General features: G+C 30.2%; 15 protein-coding genes, 1 rRNA gene and 1 pseudogene (1 of these 17 only partly in view). 9 read left to right on the forward strand and 8 right to left on the reverse strand.

What is annotated here, in order from left to right:
• Positions 1 to 94: 94 nt before the first annotated feature.
• Positions 95 to 442, reverse strand: a complete 348-nt coding sequence (locus WG945_RS00355; protein ID WP_068448532.1) for a tetratricopeptide repeat protein — start codon at positions 440 to 442, stop codon at positions 95 to 97.
• A gap of 539 nt (positions 443 to 981) precedes the next feature.
• Between WG945_RS00355 and WG945_RS00360 the strand changes: the two genes are divergently transcribed.
• The 4 genes and pseudogenes from WG945_RS00360 to WG945_RS00375 all read left to right on the forward strand — a co-directional run bounded on the left by WG945_RS00360 (position 982) and on the right by WG945_RS00375 (position 7,505).
• On the forward strand, positions 982 to 1,557 hold the full coding sequence (locus WG945_RS00360) for a sigma-70 family RNA polymerase sigma factor (protein ID WP_068448531.1): 576 nt from the start codon (positions 982 to 984) through the stop codon (positions 1,555 to 1,557).
• Between the two features lie 194 nt (positions 1,558 to 1,751).
• A complete protein-coding gene (locus WG945_RS00365) occupies positions 1,752 to 2,597 on the forward strand; it encodes a FecR family protein (protein WP_068448530.1) in 846 nt (281 codons plus the stop codon).
• A gap of 65 nt (positions 2,598 to 2,662) precedes the next feature.
• Positions 2,663 to 5,926, forward strand: a pseudogene (locus WG945_RS00370) (SusC/RagA family TonB-linked outer membrane protein).
• 28 nt (positions 5,927 to 5,954) lie between these two features.
• Positions 5,955 to 7,505 carry a RagB/SusD family nutrient uptake outer membrane protein gene (locus WG945_RS00375; protein WP_068448529.1) on the forward strand — a complete coding sequence of 517 codons (1,551 nt, stop codon included), beginning with the start codon at positions 5,955 to 5,957 and terminating at the stop codon, positions 7,503 to 7,505.
• Positions 7,506 to 7,749: 244 nt separating this feature from the next.
• On the opposite strand, the gene WG945_RS00380 is transcribed toward WG945_RS00375, so the two are convergent.
• From WG945_RS00380 to WG945_RS00395, 4 genes are all read right to left on the reverse strand, one after another.
• On the reverse strand, positions 7,750 to 9,288 hold the full coding sequence (locus WG945_RS00380) for a RagB/SusD family nutrient uptake outer membrane protein (RefSeq protein ID WP_068448528.1): 1,539 nt from the start codon (positions 9,286 to 9,288) through the stop codon (positions 7,750 to 7,752).
• A gap of 18 nt (positions 9,289 to 9,306) precedes the next feature.
• Entirely contained in the window at positions 9,307 to 11,583 is a 2,277-nt protein-coding gene (locus WG945_RS00385) for a SusC/RagA family TonB-linked outer membrane protein (RefSeq protein WP_340867188.1), read from the reverse strand.
• 452 nt (positions 11,584 to 12,035) lie between these two features.
• Positions 12,036 to 13,394 (reverse strand): pyridoxal-phosphate dependent enzyme, encoded by a 1,359-nt coding sequence (locus WG945_RS00390; protein WP_068448570.1) that lies wholly within the window; start codon positions 13,392 to 13,394, stop codon positions 12,036 to 12,038.
• Between the two features lie 265 nt (positions 13,395 to 13,659).
• A complete protein-coding gene (locus WG945_RS00395) occupies positions 13,660 to 14,895 on the reverse strand; it encodes an ABC transporter permease (protein ID WP_068448527.1) in 1,236 nt (411 codons plus the stop codon).
• A 3-nt stretch (positions 14,896 to 14,898) separates the two neighbouring features.
• Between WG945_RS00395 and WG945_RS00400 the strand changes: the two genes are divergently transcribed.
• Positions 14,899 to 16,170 carry an exo-beta-N-acetylmuramidase NamZ family protein gene (locus WG945_RS00400; RefSeq protein WP_068448526.1) on the forward strand — a complete coding sequence of 424 codons (1,272 nt, stop codon included), beginning with the start codon at positions 14,899 to 14,901 and terminating at the stop codon, positions 16,168 to 16,170.
• Between the two features lie 239 nt (positions 16,171 to 16,409).
• Here WG945_RS00400 and WG945_RS00405 read toward each other — a convergent pair whose 3' ends face one another.
• Positions 16,410 to 17,156, reverse strand: a complete 747-nt coding sequence (locus tag WG945_RS00405; protein ID WP_068448525.1) for a transporter — start codon at positions 17,154 to 17,156, stop codon at positions 16,410 to 16,412.
• 392 nt (positions 17,157 to 17,548) lie between these two features.
• On the opposite strand from WG945_RS00405, the gene WG945_RS00410 reads away from it, so the two are divergent.
• From WG945_RS00410 to WG945_RS00420, 3 genes are all read left to right on the forward strand, one after another.
• Entirely contained in the window at positions 17,549 to 18,583 is a 1,035-nt protein-coding gene (locus tag WG945_RS00410; protein WP_068448524.1) for a quinone-dependent dihydroorotate dehydrogenase, read from the forward strand.
• A 97-nt stretch (positions 18,584 to 18,680) separates the two neighbouring features.
• Positions 18,681 to 19,295, forward strand: coding sequence for a LysE family translocator (locus tag WG945_RS00415; RefSeq protein ID WP_068448523.1), 615 nt, complete (start codon positions 18,681 to 18,683; stop codon positions 19,293 to 19,295).
• Positions 19,296 to 19,630: 335 nt separating this feature from the next.
• Complete coding sequence (locus WG945_RS00420; protein ID WP_068448522.1) at positions 19,631 to 22,117, forward strand: M14 family zinc carboxypeptidase; 2,487 nt, start codon at positions 19,631 to 19,633, stop codon at positions 22,115 to 22,117.
• A 258-nt stretch (positions 22,118 to 22,375) separates the two neighbouring features.
• Here WG945_RS00420 and WG945_RS00425 read toward each other — a convergent pair whose 3' ends face one another.
• Both WG945_RS00425 and WG945_RS00430 read right to left on the reverse strand, forming a co-directional pair.
• On the reverse strand, positions 22,376 to 22,843 hold the full coding sequence (locus WG945_RS00425) for a DUF962 domain-containing protein (RefSeq protein ID WP_068448521.1): 468 nt from the start codon (positions 22,841 to 22,843) through the stop codon (positions 22,376 to 22,378).
• 548 nt (positions 22,844 to 23,391) lie between these two features.
• On the reverse strand, positions 23,392 to 23,886 hold the full coding sequence (locus tag WG945_RS00430) for a TlpA family protein disulfide reductase (protein ID WP_068448520.1): 495 nt from the start codon (positions 23,884 to 23,886) through the stop codon (positions 23,392 to 23,394).
• A gap of 1,040 nt (positions 23,887 to 24,926) precedes the next feature.
• Between WG945_RS00430 and WG945_RS00435 the strand changes: the two genes are divergently transcribed.
• Positions 24,927 to 25,242, forward strand: a 16S ribosomal RNA gene (locus WG945_RS00435); it runs 1,202 nt beyond the window's last position.

Here is a 25,242-nt window from a genome sequence, read left to right on the forward strand (position 1 = left end):
ATCGATATGATTTTATGGCTTTTTTATATTCTTTTAAATGAAATAATATTTGAGCTTCCAGCTTTTTGCCTATACTATTTGTATTTTCTTTTTTTTAATAAAAAGCTATATGTTTTAATGCTACCTTGTATTCTTCAGACAAATAATTAACCTCTGCAATTCTATATTGTAGTACATTTTCTTGATTCCCTAATTGTTGAGACTTCTTATAATCGGTTAAGGACTTTTTATATTCTGAATGTTGTTGGTATAATAAACCTCTTTGAAAATACAGATTACAATCTTTAGGGTTTTGTTTTATTTCTTCCGTTTTCTTTTCTATTCTAAGAGATAAATCTCCATGTGCAAATATTTGTGTATGTAATAGTAAAAAAGAAATGATAAAAACAGTTCTAATAAAAATAGGACTATTGAAGTTTAGTGAAAATGATTTTTTTTGCATGGAAAGGAAGAAGTTTGGAAAGGCAAATTTATATAATCTGTTTTCAAATTATTTTTTACAAAATTAAAAACGAGAAGGAGTTAATTTGTTGATAATAGAGGGCAATCCGCTGTTTTACTTTAATATGTTTTTTTTTTTTTTTTTGCTTAAAGTGTTGTTTTGTAGTTGTTTATGTGTTTTTGTTACGTTTAGATTAATAATAAGTTAAGTAAATGTTTATTTAGACTGAGTTTGTTCAAATTATAATTATGAAAATTTGAAACTATAAACTGATACCTAAAATAGGACCGAAATACGGTTTTAAAGGCTCTTCTTTAGTGCTTTAAAATAGTATGTTTTTTATTAGAAATCCATTTTAAAATAATCTTCATTCCTTGAATTTAGATTTTTTTTGATGGTTAAAAATATTAACAACCAGTGATTTATCAGAATATGAACCCTTTGTTTTTTGATTTAACAGAATGATAATATTTACTTATTAGAGGTTGCTGTTAAATACTATTTTTTTGTAAAATCTAAAGATGCTAACAAATTAATTTATGGGTAAACAACAGGACTATAATAAAGCCTACAATGAGTATTGGTATCAACTATTTGGTTACGCTAATAATATTTTAAGATCTAGCCAAGACGCAGAAGATGTTACGCAAGAAGTTTTTTTAGATTTATGGAATCGGTTAAACGATTTATCTATTGAACATTATAAAGCCTATTTATTTAAAGCCGTAAAGTTTCAATGTGCAAAGAGACTTCGTAGCAAACCTTTTACAGAGGTTTTGTTAGATAAGATGGAGGCTGTTTTAAATTTAGATGATACGGATGACGTAGAAGATATCGCTGAGAATAAAGCATTACTTATCAAAAAAATAGATGTTTTAGCAGATGAATTATTACCAGAAAAATGTCTCAAAATATCCAAACTTCGGTTTAAAGAGAGCTTAAGTTATAAAGAAATTTCAACGGTATTAAATATTTCTACCAGTACTGTTGATAATCAAATAAACAAAGCATTAAAAATTTTACGAAAATCAGGTGTTTATAGTTCAGAAATGATGATACTTCAATTTGTTTTAACAGGTCTTATAACTGCTCCATGTTATCTTAGTGTTAGCTAGGTTAATAAAACCTTAACTTAAAAAAAAGGCATAGGGGATAATTAAAATCTGGGTACTTAACAGTAAAGGGAAACTATTTCTCTAGCAAGTAAGTACATTATGAAAGAACAAGATTTTAAAATTATTTTAAAAAAAATGAAGAAAGAACTGCTACACAAAAAGAAATTGATTGTGTAGAATCTTTTTTTGATGAAATGCAAAAAGATGGAACAAAACCTATTGATTTTAAATACAATCTTGCTCTTAAAAACCGCATTTACAAAAGAATTCAAAAAAATAAAAAACCAGCATTTATTAGGAGCTGGACTATTGCTGCTTCTATTGTTATTTTATTAGGGATTAACTTTTATTCTCTAATTTATAATAAGAGTTTTTCTTTTTTTAATAGTCAAGATAAAATAGCTCTCATTTTAAAAGAAACAGATTTAAATCAACAGGTAAAAGTTTCTTTGCCAGATGGTTCCTTCGTTATTTTAAATGGAGAAAGCTCTATAGAATATCCAGAAAATTTTAATGATACAATTAGGCTTGTAAAACTTAAAGGAGAAGCCTTTTTTGATGTTACAAAAAATATAAATAAACCATTTGTAATTCAATCTGGTAGCATTAGAACTAAAGTGCTAGGGACTTCTTTTAATATAAGAGAAGCAAAAACTACTACAGAAGTGGTGGTTCATACAGGCCTGGTAAAAGTAACCTCTAAAGAAGCATCTGTATTTATTACTCCCAACCAAAAAGTAATCTATAATAACAAAACAAACAAACTATACAAGAAAGAAGTAAATGCAGAAGTAACAAACCTTTGGTGGAAAGAAGAAGTGGTTTTAGAAAAAATAAAAATTGAAGAGTTAGCAATAGAGCTTCAGAAGTTATATAAAATTCCATTTGTCTTTAAAACCGAAGAGATTAAGGAAGCGTATTTCTATTCTTTACGATTGTCTAAAAATGAAACATTAGATGAATTATTAGTACGTGTAAATTTTATCAACGAAGTAAAACTAATCAAAAATAATAATATGGTTGAAATAGTAAAAAAATAGTAAGGTAAATTAATAAAAACAATAAGAATTACATTAAAAACTAAATAAAAATAACACTTAAATAAATGAAGAAATTTTACAGTAAAACATTACAACTAATACTATTTGTATGTTTTTTTAGTACGATTCAACTATATGGATCGTCGCAAAATATTGATGTAACAAATTTAACATTAAATGAAAAAGGAGTTACGCTGGTAACAATTTTAAATAAAATATCTAACGTTACACACTTTAACATTACTTATGGCAATTTTATAGCAAAGAATCATCAGCAATACAACGCTGTTTATCAAAATAAACCATTGACTTTAATTTTAGAGGATTTAGGAAAACGTGCTCAGTTTGATTTTAAAGTGAATGGTAATGAAATTTTAATAGGTAAAATAAAAGAAACTAATAAAAACGTGTTGCAACAAAAAGTAACCATAACGCGTATTATTGTTGATGAAATAGGTGAACCTTTGCCAGGTGCTAGTATTCTAGAAAAAGGAACAAATAATGGAGTTACAACAGATTTTAATGGAGGGTTTTCATTAAAAGTTTCTAATAATAAAGCTGTAATTGTAGTTTCTTATTTAGGTTTTGTAACTAAAGAAGTTCCGTTAGAAGGAAAAAAAGAAATCTCTGTTCGTTTAATAATGGATTCATCTAGTTTAGATGAAGTTGTTATTGTAGGGTACGGAAGTGTTAAAAAAAGTGATTTAACGGGGTCTGTTTCTTCTATCGATTCAGAAGATTTAGTTGCTTTTCCTGTTATGGATGCAACACAAGCTTTACAAGGTAGAGCTGCAGGTGTAACTGTGCAAGCTACAAACGGAGCGCCAGGTTCTGGTTATAGCATTCAAATTAGAGGAAATACCTCTATAAATGCAGGTAACGATCCTTTAATTGTTGTTGATGGTTTTATTGGAGGTGTAATGCCTCCTGCGGAAGATATTGAATCTATGGAAATTCTTAAAGATGCTTCATCTACAGCAATTTATGGAGCAAGAGGAGCAAATGGAGTTGTAATTATCAGTACAAGTAGAGGTACCAAAGGAAAGACACAATTTAGTTTTTCTTCTTCTTATTCTACACAGAAAGAAATTAATCGCTTAGATTTATTAAATGCAGACCAGTTTACTTCTTTTATAAATGAATTAGATCCTAGTTTTGTGCCTGAGTTTACAGGAGAAGGAATTGATTGGCAAGATCAAATTTACAGAACTGGTGGAGTTCAAAATTATCAACTATCTGCTTCTGGAGGAACGGAAAAAGTAAACTATTATTTATCGGGTTCTATTTTTGATCAAAAAGGAATTGTAGAAAATTCAGATTTTAATAGATACTCTATAACTTCTAATTTAGACTTAAAGGTCTCAGAATCTGTAAAATTAGGTTCAAGTATTTTTGTTCGTAGAACTAATAAAAACGGAGTTAAAAGTCAAGAAGGAGGAGATGCAGCACAAACAGGTGTAATTTCTGGAGCTTATAAATTTTCGCCAACACAAGGAGTTACAGATGAAAATGGAGACAATTCTTTAAGTACCATTGGTTACCCTATTGATAATCCGTATGCTTTAGCAAAAGAGTATAAAAATGAGACAATTACAGATTTGTTTCAGGGAAATGTATATGCAGAAGTTGGACTTTTTAAAGATTTAAAATTTAAATCGACTTTAGGTGTTAGTATCAATCAATCTAGAACCGGACGTTATTATCCAACAACTTTAGATAGAGGGAATAGTGTAGGTGGTGAAGCTACTTTTAGTACAAGAAAGAGTACAAGTTTTATCAACGAAAATTATTTAACGTACAATAAAACGATCGGTAAAAAGCATGATTTTTCTATTATGGCGGGTTATTCTTTACAAAAAGATAGATCAGAATCATCTAATATAATTGCTTCTGGTTTTATTTCTGATTCTTTTTCTTTTTGGAATTTAGGAGGAGGAACAAACCCTGCTTCTGTAGATTCAGAATTATCAGAAACTGCTTTTGAAGCTTTCTTTGGTAGAATTAATTACACGTTAGACAATAAATATTTATTTACGTTTACTGGTCGCCAAGAAGGAGCTTCTGTATTTGCAGCAAATAATAAGTAAGGTTTTTTTCCATCAGCAGCTTTTGGATGGAAAATTTCTGAAGAACAATTTTTATCAGAATCAAACGTCATCAACTTATTAAAATTACGTATGAGTTATGGTCAAGTTGGTAACCAGGCAATTAGTCCTTATCAATCTTTAGCATCTTTTACAGATGTTTTTTCTACAGTTCAAGGTAGTACTGTTACCGCAATAAGACCGTCTACCATTTCTAATAATGATTTAACTTGGGAAACCACTACACAAACAAATATTGGGTTAGATCTTCAGGTTTTAAGAAATCGATTTGGTGTTACTTTAGATTATTATAATATGAGGACCAATGATCTTTTATTTGATGTACCAACACCAAATTATACAGGTTTTTTAACGCAGTTACAAAACATTGGTACCGTAGAAAATAAAGGATTTGAATTTGCTGTAAATGCAAATGTCTTACAAGGTGATTTAAAATGGAAAACGTACGCTAATATTTCATTCAATAAGAATAAAATAATAAAATTGGTAGATAATGATACCGACGGAAATGATATATTTTATTCATCATCGCCATTGTCTGGAGCAGGAACTACTCAATTATTAAGAGAGGGGTTATCTGTTGGTCAATTCTGGGGATATATTTATGAGGGTGTTGTACAAACTGCAGATGATGTACTTGTTGGCGGAGAAGAAATTGGAGGAGAAAAGTTTAAAGACCTTAATGGAGATGGTGCTTTAACGGATGATGATAGAGCAGTAATTGGAGATCCACATCCAGATTTTAGTTGGGGTTGGAATAATGATTTTAGCTACAAAAATTTAAGTCTTAATATTTTTATTCAAGGTTCTAAAGGAGGAGAAATATTAAATTATACTTTAATGGAATTAGGCGCTTTAAACGGAAGAACCAATGTTACTACAGATGCTCTTAACCGTTGGACACCAACAAATACAGATACAGATATTCCACAAGCAAGAGTAAGTAGAAGTTTTGTAACCTCAGATAGATGGATAGATGATGCCAGTTATATTCGAGTAAAAAATATTTCTTTGGGATATAATTTCCCTGAAACTTTGTTATCTAAAATTAGTTTGTCTTCTGCAAGACTTTATTTAAGTGGGCAAAATTTATTTACAATTACAGATTATAAAGGGATAGATCCAGAAGTGTCTTATAGTAATTCTAGTAGTAATATAGGACTAGATTATGGTAGTTATCCAAACGTTAAATCATTCACTTTAGGGGTAAACATAGAATTTTAGTATTTAATAAAAAATTGAAATTATAATTATGAATAATATAATAAAATTATCTGCATTAGCTGTTTTAACTTTTATGGTGAGTTGTGTAGATTTAGATGAAACTCCAGAAGGCTCTTTAACTCCAGAAGGATTTTTTAATACAGTAGATGATGTGTACCCAATGATAGATGGTACATATGGCTTAATGGCTTCTTCTAGTTATTATGGAGCCGGACTTACAGTTCCGTTACAATTAATGAGTGACATGGTAGATAACGGATATGAATTTGGTGATTATGCCGAGTTTAGTCCATTTTTAGTAACGCCAACAAACTCTTATGTAAACGATGTTTGGGCATCTTCATATCAAACAATTGCAACAGTCAATACAGCAATAAAAGGAATAGGTCTTTTAAAGGATACAAATGAAGAAGAGAAAACTCTTGTGGAAGGAGAAGCAAGGTTTGTTCGTGCATTTTTGTATTATCATTTGGTAAGACTTTATGGTAACATTCCTTATATCGATAATCCAGATATTGCAGATCCTTTAAGTATAAAACAAGCTACTAAAGAAGAAGTGTATGCTAAAATTTTAGAAGATATGACGTTTGCTTTTAATCATTTAGAGATGACCTCTAGGGGAAGTGTAAAATCTAGACCGTCTAAAGGTACAGCTGCTACTTATTTATCATCTATATATTTGACTTTAGGTAATTGGGAGAAATCTTATGAAAATGCGAAATGGGTAATTGATAATGCTGGTCAATTAAACTATGCTTTACAAGATGATTATCAGAATATTTTCAGAAATAGTGAACAGTGGATTTCTACAGAAGATATTTTTACAATAGATTTTACGAATAATCAAACTGGGCAAAATCCTAATCCGGTTACTTATGAAAACGATAATAAAGTTGGACCATTTAATGGAGTAGAAGGTGGAGTGAAACCTATAAGAGGATGGAGTATGTTAGTTCCTCATATTAATGTTTATAATAATTGGGATGTTAGAGATTACAGATTAAAAGTAAGTTTAGCAGATTCTCTAATCTTAGATGATGGTACTGATGTTGTAAGGCCTTATACCGATTTTGAAATAGCAAGACCACATATTGCAAAGTTTAATAGATTTCCAGGAGAAGGGAGAACTACTGCAGGATGGAGATCTGATTTAGATTTTGTTGCTTTTAGATATGCAGAAGTTTTATTGATTGCTGCAGAATCTGCAAACGAATTAGGTTTAATTACAGAAGCTGTTGGATATTTAAATAAAATTAGAAAACGTGCAAGAAATGCAGGTGCTATTAATTTTGAAGGAAGTGGCTACGGGGTTTATATGGCTTCAAGTTATCCAGAAGATGTTGATGCTATTATCAATCAAGAAAATTTAAGAACAACCATTATAGAAGAAAGACGTGTGGAGTTTGCTTTTGAATTTAAAAGATGGTATGATATTGTTCGTTTAGATTTAGGAAACGAAGTTTTTAATATTGATGGATTAGAACCTCAATCTAATTTTAAAGAGTTTAGATACTTATTACCAATTCCTCAAGATGAGATGAATAAAAATGAAAATTTTGTACAAAATTCTGGGTATTAAAAACAAACAATAGCCTAAATATTTAAAAAACCTCTGTTTAAAACTATTTTAAACAGAGGTTTTTTTTATTGCTTTTATAAAAATAGGAACACCTATAATATTATTCTCTAACGCATTATTTTTCCTTTCTTAGCTAATTATGATAGGAGACTTGTAACTCTACCATTGTTATAAATAAAGAAAGCAGCATGAAAATTGTTTTCATACTGCCTTACTTTCTGATTAAAATAGGGGGACTTTTATTTTAGTATCCAGGGTTTTGATCAGTAAGAGATAACTTAGAATTTTTATCGATTTCTGTAATTGGAATAGGGTATAAATCATTTGTAGAGCTATAACCGGTTCCAGATAATTCTGTTGCTGCTTTACCCCAACGAACTAAATCCCAGAAACGTTGTCCTTCATGTGGTAATTCTAAGAATTTTTCATTAACAATAGCTTCAAATAACGCATCACCTGTTAAATTCACATCAATATTTGCTAAACCAGCTCTGTTTCTAACTTTATTTAACTCTGTTCTTGCCATACCGTCTTGTCCGTCTTTATTATAAGCTTCTGCAGCTAATAATAATACTTCTGCATAACGAAACAGTCTGTAGTTTGTACCGTAATTTAATTCTTTAACACCATCACTACTTGTGTCTTCTAGTTTTGTACCATATTTTATTCTAATAGCACCTTCATAATCCCAAATTACACCACCAGTTGCTGCTGTTGGGTCTACAGAACCACCTGCAGCAATTAATTTAGCTTCTGTCATAAGCGTTGCTGCTTTTCTTTTTGTATCACCAGCGGCTTCAAAAGCTTTTACCAATTTACTAGTAGGTAAGTTAAATCCCCAACCGTTAATAAGACCTGTTCCAGTAACATCAAAAATTCCATCACCTCTTGGGCCCATTAGTTGTATGTGTAAGTTACTTTCGTTTCTACCACCCCAAGCAAGGTTTCCCCAGTCTCTAGCTGATGTAGATATGTATCCCATTTCGAATAATGATTCTTTTCCGAATTCTTTATGGATACTCCAAACGTCTTCTGGGTTTGTTTCTAAGTCTATAGCAGGGTTGTCTATTACAGATTTAAAGAAAGGGATAGCATCGCTATATTTTTCTTGAAAAACCAATACTTTTCCCATTAATGCTTCTGCAGTTTCTGATGTTGCTCTAAAACTATCTGATTGTCCTTTACCCGGTAAATCAGCAATTGCAGCAGTTAAATCTAATTCTACTTGCGTATAAATAGCTGCTCTAGAAGATTTTTCTATTCCAAAATCTTCAGCTTTTTCAGGTAATGTTAATCTTAAAGGAACATCACCAAACATGGTAGTTAACTCAAAATAACACCAAGCTCTCATAAATTTTGCTTCTGCTAAAGCTCTGTCTTTATTTCCTAAATTACTATCAGAAATGTTATTGATAACTAAGTTAGAAAGTGCAATAGTTCTGTAATATAAATCCCAAACACTCGCTATAGATACATTAGATGACGATACTTTGGCATAATCATCAATGTTTTGAAGTTGATTTTGATCATTTTCATTTCCACCGGCTGCATTAGAATCGTCACCTGGAAGTAATTTTACTAAAAAAGCGCTGCTCCAATCTTTGCTGTAGTTGTGTTGCATTAAATCATAGATACCTATAATTGCCGTTTCTACATTTTCTTCTTCAAGAAAATATGTATCTAATTCTTCTACATTTATTCTAGGGTTTTCTGTAAACTCATCGGTACAAGAAAAGATTCCTAGAAAAAGAATTCCTATAATTGTTAAAAATGTTTTTTTCATAATATGTTGTATTTTTTATTAAAAATCTAAAGAGAGTCCGAATACTGCTTTGGCAGCTGTTGGGTAAAAACCTCTGTCTACACCTATAGAATTATAGTTAAAATTTCCTATTTCTGGATCTAAACCTTTGTATCCTGTAATGGTGAAAAAGTCATCTAAAGAAACATACATTCTTAAATTTTTGAGATGTACTTTGTTGGTGAATTTTTCTGGTAAAGTATACCCAAACTGAATTTGTTTTATTCTCATAAAAGAACCATCTTCTACCATTAAATCTGTTTCATAAGAACCAGTTACACTTGCAGCGCCTGGAAAATTAGCTACATCACCTGGGTTTTGCCATCTCTCATTAAAGAAGTGGACAGGTTTGTTGGTAATAGGTCTTGATGGTTGATGATACGTTGCAATAATATCATTACCTATAGTTCCTTGAAATTGTAAGTTAAAATCAAAAGCTTTATAACCTAAGTTGATGTTTCCACCAAATAAAACATCTGTATGTGGTGAACCTATATTTGTTTTATCTGCAGAAGTAATTCCTGCAACACCATCTGTGTCTTTTATGATTACTTCTCCAGTTGCAGTATTAATTCCGTCTGTTTTATATCCGTAAAAATACCAAGATGGTTGTCCTTCTGTAAACCTTGTAATTCCATCTGCATTTTGAGGAGCACCAGCTCCAGGTAGAGAAGTTCCTTCTGGAACAAAAAGAATTTCTGTAACGTTATTTTGTAAAGTAGATAAGTTTGCATTAAGATTATATCTAAGACCGTTTTCTGTTGTATCTCCATAACCTATTTCAAATTCAAAACCTTTATTTTCTATAGTACCTGCATTAAACTCATTAAAAACAAACCCTGCAGAACCTGGTGTAATTAAAGAACCATCGTTAATAATGGCATCTCTTGTTGTCTTTTTATAATAATCAACAGAGAAAGTTAACCTGTTTTGTAAAGCTTTCAAATCTACACCTAAATCTAATTGTTCTGATGTTTCCCATACTAAGTTAAGGTTAGAATATCCCGTAATTTGTGCTCCTGTATTTCCTAAATAATCGATACTTTGTCCGTTTATTGTTGAGGTAATATAGGTTCTATCTGAGTTACCATTTAAGTTATTTCTACTTCCGTTTTGTCCCCAACTTGCTCTTAATTTGAAATAATTTAATTTAGAGTCTTCTTTCCAAAAATCTTCTTTAGAAACTACCCAACCTGCAGAAAATGCTGGAAATGTACCTGCTTTATTTGCTGTTGGAAACTTATCTGATTTATCTCTTCTTACAGAGGCTTCGAATAAATATTTACCAGAATAATCGTAAGAAAATCTACCAAACATAGATACCATATTATCTGGTGATGGATCTATTAAGTTTATTTGTGTGTTAAAGTCTGGTAAGTCAAAATCGAAACCTACAAAGTCTGCAATAGAAGCAGAACCACTTCTAGATGTTGGTGTTGTAACTCTTGTTTCTTCTGCAGAATATCCTGCTAATAATTTAAAGTTATGATTACCAACTACTTTTTCATAAGAAGCAAAGTTTTCCCACAACCATCTTTTAGATTTTACAATTGTTTGAGAACCTGTATAGGTTGTATTTGCTGCTTCTGACGATACATAATATGGGGTGACAGTATTTCTGGTATCCCATTGATTTTTATCATACCCTAACCTTGTTGTAAAAGAGAAACCGTCAAAAGGTTTAAATTTTAAATACGCTGAGGTTAAGAATTGATACGCATCTACAGTTGTTCTATTAATGTTGTTTGCATAGGCAACAGGATTTATTACTTCTCCTGTAGAATAACTTGGATATCCATATACATTGCCATTTCTGTCTTTTAATACAGGAACATTGTTTGTGTTAGCACGATCTATAACCGATTGCGGTACACTTCCATTGGTATAAGTAACAGGAGTTAAAGGATCTATAATCAACATATTTTGTATAACTCCTCTTGTATCATTGTTTTCTTGAATTCCGCTTTTATCTGAAGAAGAATAGGTAGAATTAACACCCACTTCTAACCATTTTGCAACATCAGCTTTTAAGTTTACTCTAAAAGTAGATCTCTTAAAAGAAGTACTGCCATCACCAACGATACCTTCTTGGTCTAAATGAGATGCAGAAGTATAATATGATAATTTTTCTGTAGCACCAGATAGGTTAATGTCGTTTCTGTGCATTATAGCTGGCGAGAATGTTTCTTCAATCCAATCGGTATCATACCCATTTCTCTTAAAATTAAAAATATTTCTGATAAAATGCAGAATTTGGTAACTAAATATTATGAAAATATGTTTATTCTAAATAAGGTTTGTGTTTCATAAAATTAGGTATAGAAATTTCTATTATTAGAAATAATCAGTTTGTCATTTTACAATTTTAGTTAACTTTTATTTGGTTGTAGAAAAGAGGATATTCTTTTTCTTTAGCATTTAAAGATAGTTTTACAGAACAAAATTAGATGCAACAAATTAAACATCTAATAACAGAGATGTTGTTTTTTATAACAAGTAAAATAAATAAACCCTTATTTATGAAGGGTAAGAGAAGTATCCATTAAAAAAAAGTTGCATTGAGTAGATTGATTACAAGTATAGATGCGTATTATTTTTTTTTAAAATAGAACTCTCATAAATTTTATTACACACTTGTAATTATTAAAGAGCATAAAAAAAACACCTCGTTAAAGGTGTTTTTATTTGTATAAATTATAAGATTCAGAAACTAGTTTCGCATCCTAAAATTACATAGCGCTAATAATATCGTACTTTGTAATAATCTGATGATTTCCGTTCTCTAAATCAACCAAAACAGCATCATTTTCTTTGGTTATCAACTTAGAAATATCTTCTAATTTTGCAGTTATTTTTACAATAGGATATGGTTTACCCATAATGTCTTTAATAGGTTTGTCTGCAATATTTTTATCAGCAATAAAATTGTGTAATAAAACAGACTCATTAATAGAACCTACAAAACCGTGAATATCTTTTACTGGAATCTGAGAAATTTTATATTCTTTCATACGCTCAATAGCATGCGAAACCAATTCTTCTGTTTGTGCGGCAACCAAAGGAGTGTTATCATGGTTTTTAATTAAACCAGCAGCAGTTTTAATGTCTTCTTCTAAGAAACCTCTGTCTCGCATCCAATCGTCATTAAACATTTTACCCACATATCTACTTCCGTGATCATGAAATACAACTACAACAACGTCCTCTTTTGTAAAGTTTTCTTTTAATTGCAACAAACCTTTTATAGCAGAACCTGCAGAGTTTCCTACAAAAATCCCTTCCTCTTTGGCAATTTTTCTAGTATAAACCGCAGCATCTTTATCTGTTACTTTGGTAAAACCATCAATTAAAGAAAAGTCAACGTTTTTAGGTAAGATATCTTCTCCAATACCTTCTGTTATATAAGGATACACCTCATTTTCGTCAAAAATACCTGTTTCATGGTATTTTTTAAACACAGAACCGTAGGTATCAATTCCCCAAATTTTAATGTTTGGGTTTTGCTCTTTTAAGTATTTTGCCGTTCCAGAAATAGTACCTCCAGTACCAACACCAACTACTAAATGAGTGATTTTTCCATCCGTTTGTTCCCATATTTCAGGACCCGTTTGCTCATAATGTGTTAAAGCGTTACTCGGGTTGTCATACTGATTTACATACCAAGAATTTGGCGTTTCTGCACCCAAACGTTTTGAAACCGAATAATAAGAACGAGGATCTTCTGGTTCTACGTTTGTAGGACACACAATTACTTCTGCACCAACGGCACGTAAAATATCCATTTTTTCTTTAGATTGCTTGTCAGATATTACAAAAATACATTTGTAACCTTTTACAATTGCAGCCAAAGCCAACCCCATTCCGGTGTTTCCAGAAGTCCCCTCTATAATGGTTCCTCCAGGTTGTAAACGACCATCTGCCTCTGCATCTTCAATCATTTTTAAAGCCATTCTATCTTTAATAGAATTTCCCGGATTAAAAGTTTCAACCTTTGCCAATACCAAAGCATCTACTTCTTTTGTTACCGAATTTAACTGCACCAATGGTGTATTACCAATGGTTTCTAATATATTTTTAGCGTATTTCATTATTTCTATTTTCGAGTGTAAAGGTAAATTAATTTTTGGGCGTTCCCAAAAAGGTCGCGCTTTCATTACTCGCTTTTAACACTTTTTAAGAAGTGTTAAAGAGCTTAAACATACCATTCAATCGCTAACGCAAATTGTTTGCCAGCAATTTGTATTTACCAAAGCTAACAGCTTGTTTGCGTTAGCGATTGAAACGGCATCCTTTTTAGAGGTACGAGAAAAAGATATAGTGGAAAGCGCGACCTTTTTAGGGAACGCCCAAATGTTAAGTAAATTTAATAGACTTAGATGGATTGATTTTAGTAATGATATAAGAAGGAATAATCAACATTAAAAAAGACATAATTAACGTACCAATATTTAGCAATACAATAGCTTTTAAAGAAATGTAAACAGGCATTGTAGTTACATAATAAGTTTCTGGATTAAGCGTAATCAACTTAAAGTAATATTGTACAAAAAGGATTGATAAACCAATGATATTTCCCAAGAATAAACCTTTTAAAATAAGATAAGAGGCGTTGTATAAAAATATTTTTCGAATGCTTGTATTTGTACTTCCTAAGGCTTTTAAAATACCGATCATCTGTACACGTTCTAAAATTAAAACGAGTAGGGCAGTAACCATATTTATACCAGCAACCAAGATCATAATGGCAATAATAAACCATACGTTATTGTCAAAAAGTTCTATCCATTCAAATACAGCAGGGTAACTGTCTAAAATAGTTTTACTGTTTAAAGTAGCTCCTGTATTGCTGTAAATCTCTTCTCCTTTTTCTTCAATTTTATCAAAACTATCTAAAATAACTTCAAAACCTCCAACTTCATTATCAGACCATTTGTTGAGGTTTTGTACCTCTCTAATGTCACCAATCATCATACTTTTATCAAATTCTGCAAAACCAGAATTATAGATTCCTACTATGGTATATTTTCTATTTGATGGCAGTTTACTAGTAGCTGTTTTTATAAAAGTAGCTAAAATAGTATCGTTTAATTTTAATTGTAAACGATTTATAATGGTCTGAGATAATAAAACTTCACGGGTTCTATCTTGGTTAAAATTGGGTACTCTACCTTCTCTTAAATATTCTTTAAAAAAAGACCAATCGTAATCTGTAGAAACTCCTTTAAAGATGATGCCTTCAAAGGCTGTTTTTGTTCTTAAAATTCCTGCTTTATTTGCAAAAACCTGAATGTTTTTAATGCCGTCTACATTTTTAAACTTCGGATAAAAATCTTGATTTTTATTTATAGGTACGGTAGATACATCAGAATTATTAGCATCGTAATTTACAATTTGAACATGGCCTTTAAATCCCGCCATTTTATCGCGAATTTTATATTGCAGGCCAGCACCTGTTGCTACAGCAATTAGCATAATAATAATTCCCAAAGCAATTGCTGTAATGGCAATTTTTATTATTGGAGATGAAATGCTATTTTTATACTTTTTACCGGCAATAATGCGTTTTGCTATAAATAACTCGTAATTCAAATTATGATCAATTTTAAACCTTTCAAAAGTACATATTTATTCTTATTTCTACTGCTGAATTTTCAGCTCATTTCTTATGCTCAAAAGAAAGAAGTTCAAGATTCAAAATTGAATGTTCAAAGTTCAAAAAATGAGGTTTTAGAAATTAAAACGGGTGCAGCGCAAACCAATCTGTATCTTAATTTATTAAAAGGAAAAAATGTGGCTGTGGTTGCAAACCAAACTTCTGTATTGTCTGTTTTAGAAAGGGCAGAAGTTGGACCTAATGTTATGGGTTCTAAAAAAGTTACACATCATTTGGTAGATTATTTACATAATTATAACGGAATAAACGTTAAAAAAGTTTTTGCTCCAGAGCATGGTTTTAGAGGAAAAGCAGATGCTGGCGAGGTTGTAAAAGATGGTTTTGATACCAAAACGGGTTTACCAATTGTATCGCTTTACGGTAAAAATAAAAAACCATCTGAAGCGCATTTAAAAGGAGTTGATGTCGTTGTTTTTGATATTCAGGATGTAGGTGCGCGTTTTTACACCTATATTTCTTCTTTACATTACGTAATGGAAGCGTGTGCAGAAGCAGGAATAGAAGTAATTGTTTTAGATAGACCCAACCCAAACGGACATTATATAGACGGACCTGTTTTAGAATTGGAACATACTTCTTTTGTTGGTATGCATAAAGTTCCGGTGGTTTACGGAATGACCATTGGAGAATACGGACAAATGATTAACGGAGAAAAATGGCTTAAAAACGGAATACAGTGTAACTTAAAAGTGATTCCGTTAGAAAACTATACGCATCAAACAGCATATAGTTTGCCTATAAAACCATCTCCTAATTTACCAAATGATAAAAGTATAAATCTATACCCAAGTTTGTGTTTCTTTGAAGGTACCAATGTTTCTGCAGGTAGAGGAACCGAAATGCAATTCCAAATTTATGGTTCTCCATTTTTAACAAAAAGCGATTTTACTTTTACTCCACAAGCAAATGAAGGTGCTAAATACCCTAAGTTTAAAAATCAATTATGTTACGGAGAAAACCTACAAGAAACAGAGAATCTTAGTAAAATAGATTTGTCTTTTTTGATAAAAGTTTACAAGCAAAATACGTCTAAAGAATTTTTTAATAATTTCTTTACCAAATTAGCAGGAACAAAAAAACTACAAGAACAAATAGAAAAAGGTGTGCCCGAACAAGAAATTAGAAAAACTTGGCAGAAAGATATAGATGCTTTTAAATTGATTAGAGCTAAGTATTTGATTTATGAATAGAGAAGCAAAGAATTCTTAAGTTCTATAGAAAAACATAGAAACAAAAAAGCCCGTAATTTCTCACGAGCTTTTTTAGTTTTGGTTAAACGTTTCTTATATATTAAGGTTGTAAGTTAAGCCAACAGTATAATTGGTAGATTTACCAATATTACGACCATCAATTACGCTACTAACCCCAACACTAGCACCTAATTCTGGAATAATGTTTTTGTAGATAGTTGCACCAATTCTAGTGTATTCTACTTTAGTTTCAGGGAATTACCTACAAAAGTACTATCAGAAATATCAACACCATCTTTAGAAGCTAAATAATCTAACCAACCTTCTACATAAATAAAAGAACTAGCATATCCTATTTTGGTGGTTGCGTAATATGCATTTGGTACATCAAAATCATTTCCACCAGCAGTATTATCTGCATCTCCTTTAAATTGATATGAATTTAAAAAAGTAGCAAAAAAACCTGCATCGTTTTGTAAATGTAAACCTGCAGTTAAGTTGGTAGAAAAAGTATTATTACCAAGAGATAAAATTCCGTTTGCTTCGTAATCTGTAGGGATATCAACACTTAAACCTGTAATTACGTCTAAATTAAATTTATTAAAATTTAAACTATAAGCATTGTATTTTAAACCGATAGAAATATCTTGAAAACCATCTTGTTCTGTTGTTCCGTTAAAAGGATCTGCAATTCCATTTCCTTCTGCAGAAATATAAGGAGCATTTAAAACAACAGATAATTTGTTTGTAATTCCGTATTTAGCATATATGCTATAGATATTTTGATCAATTTCATTGTGAGCAGGAACTGCGTCCATTTTTGTAGTTCCAGCATAAAATTTTTCATAATTACTAGAAGTATAAGAAGCTGTAATAGATAGATCTCCTTTTTTAGGAGTAAAACCATCTAACAATCCTTGAGCACTTGTTTGTAATGTTAGTAATAGACCAAAAATTATTCCTAATACTATGTTTTTTGTATTCATTTTTTTGTTTTTAATAATTAGGTTGCTTCGTCGAAAGGTCAATACTTTAATTACAGCAGACTTTTTTTTATGATGAAATTAATAGCTTTTAAGGGTTATTTATTCAAGAAATAGAAAAGGTTATAAACTCTTTTTAAGAAAGTTATAAATGTTTTTATGACAGGTGTTTTTTTTTGAAATAAATTAATTTTTATTCTTTTTTTTAAGGGATATAGTAATTTATAAATAGATAAAAGGCTTTTTTTTTTCTAATTTTTTACTTTAAGAGAAGGTAAATTGAGATTGCTATGGTCTGTAATTTTTAAATTGAAATATGTTTTAGAGTTTAATCGCTATAAAATGTGTAATTTTGAAAACTAGAAATAAGCTACTTAAATTAATTCTAGTAAAGCATGTACAAATCTGTTGTAAGACCAATTTTCTTTTTATTCGATCCTGAAAAAATTCATTATTTTACCTTCTCTTTGGTTAAAACCCTTTGTAAAATTCCTTTTGTTTCTTCAATATTCAAAAGCTTGTATGTGTTTGAAGACAAGCGTTTAGAAAAAACTTTATTCGGAATTACTTTTAAAAATCCTGTTGGTTTAGCTGCTGGTTTTGATAAAAATGCTGTTTTATATAACGAATTGGCTAATTTTGGTTTCGGTTTTATAGAAATAGGAACCGTAACCCCAAAAGGACAAGTTGGTAACCCTAAAAAAAGATTATTTCGTTTAAAAGACGATCAAGGAATTATAAACAGAATGGGTTTTAATAATGACGGAATGGAAGCTGCCATTAAAAACCTTAAAAAGAATAAAGGACAAGTTGTTATTGGTGGTAACATTGGTAAAAATACAACAACTACTCCAGAAAACTATACAGAAGATTATTGTGAGGTTTTTAAAGAATTGCATCCTTATGTAGATTATTTTGTACTAAATGTAAGTTGCCCAAATGTTGGTAGTCATGCAAAACTGAATGACAAAGATTATTTATTAGAATTGATTTCTGCTTGTCAGGAATTGAATAATAAAGAAAAAATACAAAAACCAATTTTACTTAAAATTGCTCCGGATTTAAATAATAATCAGTTAGATGAAATTATAGAATTGGTAAGCGAAACAAAGATTGATGGTGTAATTGCTTCTAATACTTCTACAAATAGAGATAACTTAAAAGTTTCTAAAGAACGTTTGGCAGAAATAGGGAATGGTGGTGTAAGTGGTCAGCCTGTAAAAAAACAAAGTACTGCTGTTATTAAATATTTAGCAGATACTTCAAAAAAATCTTTTCCTATTATTGGCGTAGGAGGAATTCATTCAGAAAAAGATGCTTTAGAAAAGTTAAATGCAGGAGCAGACTTGGTACAAGTATATACAGGTTTTATTTACGAAGGTCCTAGTTTAGTAAAACGAATTAACAAAGCCATTTTAAAACAACTTTAGGTTTTATAATTTATAGATATTCCAAAGTCTACAAGAATTTCTGAAAACAACTTTAAATAAACTTATTTCAGAGGGGTTTTTCAATGATTAAAAATATATGATAGAAATTTTAATTTCTTTTGCAATAGCAACGTCTATTTTATCGATTTCTCCAGGTCCTGATAATATTTTTGTACTTACACAAAGTATTGTTAATGGAACAAAATATGGGTTGGCTACAGTTATTGGTTTAATGTCTGGTTGTTTGGTGCATACTTCCTTAGTTGCTTTTGGCGTTTCTGCAATCATAAAAGAAAATGAAAATCTTTTTTTTGTGATCAAATTAATAGGAGCAAGTTATTTAATCTTTTTAGCGTACAAAGTCTTTAAAAGTGATGCGAAAATTGTCTTATCTAATGATGGTGTTAAAAAAGAGTCAATCGTAGCACTTTTTAAAAAAGGGTTTATCATGAATGTCTTAAACCCAAAAGTGGCTTTATTCTTTTTAGCATTTTTTCCTCAGTTTTTGTTTTCTAATACAATCTCAACAGTTATTCAATTTTATACTTTAGGTGGAATCTTTATTTTAGTTTCCTTTTTAGTTTTTGGAATGATTGCTGTTCTTGCAGGCAGTATTTCTAATTACCTAAAAGAACATGCTAAAATAGGTGTGTATTTAAAATGGGGACAAATAATAGTATTTGTCTTTATTGCAATTATGATTCTGTTGTAAGTACTTGTTTTATATCTTTATAAAACTCTGTCAATTCAAGAATTTTTACAACTTAGATGCGTAAAATTGTATGGATAGAATATTTTTGGGTTCCTTAAAATTACCAGAACTACTAGTTCATATTGCTTTTTTACTTACAAATTACCTAAAACCTACCTATAGGTAATTAGTAGTTCGGTCTTTGTGAATATAACCAATCATAATTTTTATAGATTCATACTTTTTATCAATAATATAAAAGAGGATAACTCTACTGAAATAGATAAAATGTTAAAGTATTAAAAGAGTAATTACCTGAATAAGTATATTTGTTTGATAACCAAATTAAAACATAAATGAAAAAAGTACTACTCTTATTTATGTTGTCTACATTTTCTATAGTTGGGCAGCAAATAGACTTATCTTATTATTTACCAAAAGGAAATTACAATGAAAAAATACCAACACCTAAAAGTGTTTTAGGGTATGAAGTAGGTGAGTGGCATGTTACGCACGATAAATTGGTAGAGTATATGAAAGCTTTGGCGGTTTCTTCAGATAGAATTTCTATAGAAAATAGAGGAACTACATTTGAAGGTAGACCTTTATTGTTGCTAACAATTACATCACCAGAAAATCATAAGAACTTAGAAAGTATCAGAAAAAGACATATTGAAGCTACTAATAATGATGCGGTAGATATTACAAAAAATCCTATTGTTGTTTATCAAGGATTTTCCATTCATGGTAATGAGGCAAGTGGTTCTAATGCAGCATTGGCGGTTGCGTATTATTTAGCTGCTGCTGATAATATTGATGATGTTTTAAATAATACCGTTATCCTTTTCGATCCTTCTCTTAATCCAGATGGTTTACAGCGTTTTGCATATTGGGCAAATACCAACAAAAGTAAAAACATTAATCCAGATCCTAATGATAGAGAATATACAGAGGTTTGGCCACGAGGAAGAACCAATCATTATCAGTTTGATATGAATAGAGATTGGTTGCCTGTACAGTTACCAGAAAGTAAAGTTAGAATTGCAAGTTTTCATAAATGGTTACCAAATATTTTAACAGATCATCACGAAATGGGGAGTAACTCTAGTTTCTTCTTTCAACCAGGAATTCCTTCTAGAACAAATCCGTTAACACCACAAATGAATCAGGATTTAACGAAAGAAATAGGATCTTATCATGCAAAAGCATTTGATAAATTAGGTTCTATGTATTTTTCAGAAGAAAGTTACGATGATTTTTATTACGGTAAAGGTTCTACATTTCCAGATATTAACGGAAGTATAGGTATTCTGTTTGAGCAAGCAAGTTCTAGAGGACACGCTCAAGAAACAGAAAACGGAATTTTAACGTTCCCTTTTACAATAAGAAATCAGTTTACGGCAGCTTTATCTACTTTAGAAGCCGCTAAAAATATGCGTGTAAAAATATTACAATACCAACAAGATTTTTACAAAGAGTCTAGAAATACAGGTTTTAAAAAAGCTATTGTTTTTGGTGATGAAAAAGATGGCGCAAAAAGCTATCAATTAGCAGAAGTGTTAAAGCGTCATCAAATTAAAATACATGAAGTAAAAGATGATTTTACGCAAAATGGCAAAAACTTTAAAAAAGGATATAGTTATGTAGTACCAATGAATCAGAAAAACCAACGTTTGGTAAAAGCAATGTTCGATATAAGAACAACCTTTAAAGACAGTTTGTTTTATGATGTTTCTGCTTGGACTTTTAACCATGCTTTTGGTGTAGATTATGCAGAAAATATATCGCTTGCAAAAGCAGGAAAAGAAATTACTGAATTAAAAATGAATACAGGTATTGTTTCTTTTAAAAGTGATTATGGTTATTTAATGCCTTGGAATGAATATTATACACCTAAAGCTTTAAATGCAATTTTACAAAAAGGTTTACGTGCAAAAGTAGCTATGAAAAATTTTATAAATGGCGATACTTCTTACGATTATGGAACTGTTTTTATTCCCGTTCAAAATCAAGAATTAAATGCTGATGAAATGTATCAGTTTTTAGAAAAAATAGCAATAGAAAGTCATGTTAAAATTGCAGGAGTTACTACAGGTTTAAATGAAGGAATAGATTTAGGATCTAGAAGTTTTAGTGCTATTAAAAAGCCAAAAGTAGCTATGCTAGTGGGAGACGGAATTACGGGTAATGATTCTGGAGAAATTTGGCATTTATTCGATCAACGTTTCGATATGCATTTAACTCGTTTAGATATGAATTATTTTACAAGAGTAGATCTTAATAAATACACACATATTATTATTCCGAGTAGTCGTTTAGAAAAGGATGCAATAGAAAAATTAAAAACTTGGACTACTAATGGGGGTATTATTATTGGTTATAAAAACACAGTTAAATGGTTGGCAAGTAATAAATTTATAACGATAGATTTTGATAAAACTAAAATGGATACTATTAATGATATTTCTTTTGAAAATCGTTCTTTAAAATCTGGAGCACAAGTTATTGGTGGTGCTATCTTTAAAGCAAAAGTAGATCGTTCTCATCCAATTAATTTTGGATATAAAAATGATGAAATTGCATTGTTTAGAAAAACAACCTTGTTTATGAAACCAGATAAAAAGAGTTATAATAATCCTATTCAGTATACAGCCAACCCATTATTAAGTGGGTATATTTCTAAAGAGAACGCCAAAGTAATTAAAAACACAGTTCCTTTTAAAGTACAAAGATTAGGTAGAGGTAGCGTTATTGTTTTTACAGACAATACAAATTTTAGAGGTTTTTGGTTTGGAACCAATAAATTATTAATGAACACAATTTTCTTTGGAGATAAAATGTAACGTTTATTTACCAAGAATATAGCATCAAAATCGCAATGTTTAATTAATAAACTTTGCGATTTTTTTTATTTAATAGTTTCTTAATTGTAACAAATAGAATACTTAAACGGCTTATTTATGTTACCAACTAAATATATAAATGAGTTTTTTTTATTAATAAGTAGTTTTTTTAGCTTTCAAAAAAACATTAATTTCAATTATAGCTCCTATTATCATATCAACTTTAAAAAATATTCAAATGTAATTTCGTCTTTTATATTATTTTTTCTTCATGCCTAATTTCTGAATTACCCATAATGGGCCTATCAATAAAAACTCTAAATCTTTTAAAAAAGATGGTTTTGCTCCTTCTACTTTATGTCCGTAAAACTGACCAATCCAAGCTAAAACAAAAATAGTAATAGATGCATAGAGTAAGCTTACTTGGTTACCTAACCAAAAATTAGCAAGAATAGCTATTAAAATGATAAAGAGCATTTCAATAAAATACCAAAACCCTAAACGTAAATAAAAAACAGAAATTACAAGACCAACAATTACAGCCCAATTTTCTATCAAAGGATTAGAAAGCACAAAAGTATTTTCTAAAAATGTAGTTGGTATGCTCATGAGTAAACCAATAACACTAAAAAATATAAGGGGAACACAAACGTAATGAATGGCTTGGTTTGTCTCATTTTGATGACTTACAGCGTATTCGTCAAAATATTCTTTGGCAGTTTTCATAAAATTGATATTAAAAATTTACAAGATAACTATTTTTTATAAAAAAGAATTGCTATTATTTCCAACCATTTATTATCATTAACTCTTCTATATGTATAAAAAGATGTTTACTATGACCAAGCATAAATACATATATTCTCTTTTAAATGAACTTCATTATTCCTAGAAGGATGAATAAAAGTTTTTCTAATTCAGTACCCGTTAATTTTCATAAAATAAATAACCATATCTAGAGAGTAAGGCCTTTAAAGCATCAATAGATAAAAAAATAGGAGCATATTTAGATTCGTTCAATTTAGCCAAATAATCTTCATAAGCCTTTATTACTGGTTTATCTTTTGTCAATCCCCATTTAAAACATAAATAAGAATTATAGTGACTATCATAACAATGGTGTACAAGCTGTCTAATTATCCAAACATCTTTTCTATACGGAGTATCTAACTATATATAATACAGTTGTTTGGTTTTTGTAGGCGTTTTTTTTAAAGTTGATAATTGTATGAATACTATCTTTTTTAAAAATCAAATCAACATTAAAAAAACAATTAAGCTTTATAATTATCAATTAAATCTTGTATAACTTCAGCAGTAAGTTCATAGCCCTTTAATTGTGGCCAACCTTCCCAAACAACAATTCCATCAGGATCTATAATAATACAATGTGGAATCCCCTTAATCTCTAACTTTCTATTAAGTCTAGCTCTTCTATCAATTGCACTATAATATTCAATTTCAGCTTTTTTAAAACGTTTAATTTTAGCTTTAGACTCGTTGCTAAGAGCAATAACAACCAAATCTTTGGTAAATTTTTTATGAAAAGCATTCATTTCAGGTATCCCTTTAATACAAGGTCCACACCAAGTAGCCCAAAAATCTACTAATATAAATTTCCCATCCGTTTTAGGTGCATCTGTCAACCAAGAACCCACAACTAATTCAGGTGCTTTTTTATTTAAAAACGATTTTGCCCACATTTTCTTATTTTGACTATAAGAAGTCATAACAAAAAGACCAATACAAACTAAGATAATTTTTTTCATTAGATAAATATAGTGGTTTTAAATCTCATTGTTTTAATAATTGTATCAAAAGCATCCTATATAACATTTATTGGTTTCCCTTGGGTGTTCCCTTTTTTTAGTTCGATTTAAAGAAAGTTAATGTCCTATATAATGATAAGTATTCAAAATAAAGAAACTTTCAGATAAAAAAGGTCGGGCTTTCCACTATATCTTTTGCTTCATACTTCACAAAAGGATGCCGTTTCTATCCCTAACACGAATTGTTATCCAAATAAAGTTCTTGATAAAGTAATTTTCAGACATACTATAAGAACTAATTTTTAAAAATTAAAAGAAAACCAACAAACAAACCTTACTGTATTGAATACTTTCTATAACAAAACACCAAGAAATACTCCAGTCCATCAACAAGCGGATAAACCCTCCAAAAAATAGTCAAAAAATAGAGCTTATAAATCACTCAAAACAAGCTTATTAAAAGCAAGTATAAAATTAAATTAAAATAAAGGTAAAAAAATAGTTGTTAGATTAAAAAGGTGTTGTAAGTTTGCACCCGCTAACAGCAATATAGGGTTGTTAGTTGAGTTCATTGAGGAGTTGTAAGTCGAGTGAAAGTTAAGGAGTTAAAACGATAAGTTTGTAAAAACGAGTCAAAAAAAACTTTAATTTTTATGAGGTTGGTTTGTAAAAAACGTTGTATGTTTGCAGTCCGAAATTTTCGGCAAAACGTTCATGCTTTTTACTAGCAAATTAAAATAGAAAAAAGTTTATTTTTTTATTGTCAGATTAGAAATAGTTTGTATGTTTGCAGCCGCTAAGAAATACAGCGAAAACGATCAGAGAAAATTTGGAATGACTATTGAAAAAGTCAGTTAGTTCGATTCTAACCTTTCTACAAAGTTTTATTTAGGGAGTAGCTTTAGGGTTACTAATTAATATTAAAACAAAGTTCATTGAAAATATTGAAATTGACAGCGTAATTAAAGAGTAGAATAACCATGTTTAGATTTATTTAAACAAATTCTTTTGAAACTTATTCATTATAATATTTACAATATACAATGAAGAGTTTGATCCTGGCTCAGGATGAACGCTAGCGGCAGGCTTAACACATGCAAGTCGAGGGGTAACATTGTGCTTGCACAGATGACGACCGGCGCACGGGTGCGTAACGCGTATAGAACCTACCTTTTACTGAGGGATAGCCTTTAGAAATGAAGATTAATACCTCATAGTATTGAGACTTGGCATCGAGTTTTAATTAAAGATTTATTGGTAAAAGATGGCTATGCGTCCTATTAGTTAGATGGTAAGGTAACGGCTTACCATGACTTTGATAGGTAGGGGTCCTGAGAGGGAGATCCCCCACACTGG

This window comes from Polaribacter atrinae (assembly GCF_038023995.1).
In the GTDB taxonomy this organism is placed as follows: Bacteria; Bacteroidota; Bacteroidia; order Flavobacteriales; family Flavobacteriaceae; genus Polaribacter; species Polaribacter atrinae.

Bases quoted from the DNA above. Each gene is read 5' to 3' on its own strand.
- WG945_RS00365 (WP_068448530.1), top strand. From the start codon at position 1,752: ATGCAAAAAGATGGAACAAAACCTATTGATTTTAAATACAATCTTGCT.
- WG945_RS00425 (WP_068448521.1), bottom strand. From the start codon at position 22,843: ATGAAAACTGCCAAAGAATATTTTGACGAATACGCTGTAAGTCATCAA.
- WG945_RS00360 (WP_068448531.1), top strand. From the start codon at position 982: ATGGGTAAACAACAGGACTATAATAAAGCCTACAATGAGTATTGGTAT.
- WG945_RS00355 (WP_068448532.1), bottom strand. From the start codon at position 442: ATGCAAAAAAAATCATTTTCACTAAACTTCAATAGTCCTATTTTTATT.
- WG945_RS00380 (WP_068448528.1), bottom strand. From the start codon at position 9,288: ATGAAAAAAACATTTTTAACAATTATAGGAATTCTTTTTCTAGGAATC.
- WG945_RS00430 (WP_068448520.1), bottom strand. From the start codon at position 23,886: ATGAAAAAAATTATCTTAGTTTGTATTGGTCTTTTTGTTATGACTTCT.
- WG945_RS00415 (WP_068448523.1), top strand. From the start codon at position 18,681: ATGATAGAAATTTTAATTTCTTTTGCAATAGCAACGTCTATTTTATCG.
- WG945_RS00410 (WP_068448524.1), top strand. From the start codon at position 17,549: ATGTACAAATCTGTTGTAAGACCAATTTTCTTTTTATTCGATCCTGAA.
- WG945_RS00420 (WP_068448522.1), top strand. From the start codon at position 19,631: ATGAAAAAAGTACTACTCTTATTTATGTTGTCTACATTTTCTATAGTT.
- WG945_RS00375 (WP_068448529.1), top strand. From the start codon at position 5,955: ATGAATAATATAATAAAATTATCTGCATTAGCTGTTTTAACTTTTATG.
- WG945_RS00400 (WP_068448526.1), top strand. From the start codon at position 14,899: ATGATCAATTTTAAACCTTTCAAAAGTACATATTTATTCTTATTTCTA.
- WG945_RS00390 (WP_068448570.1), bottom strand. From the start codon at position 13,394: ATGAAATACGCTAAAAATATATTAGAAACCATTGGTAATACACCATTG.
- WG945_RS00405 (WP_068448525.1), bottom strand. From the start codon at position 17,156: ATGAATACAAAAAACATAGTATTAGGAATAATTTTTGGTCTATTACTA.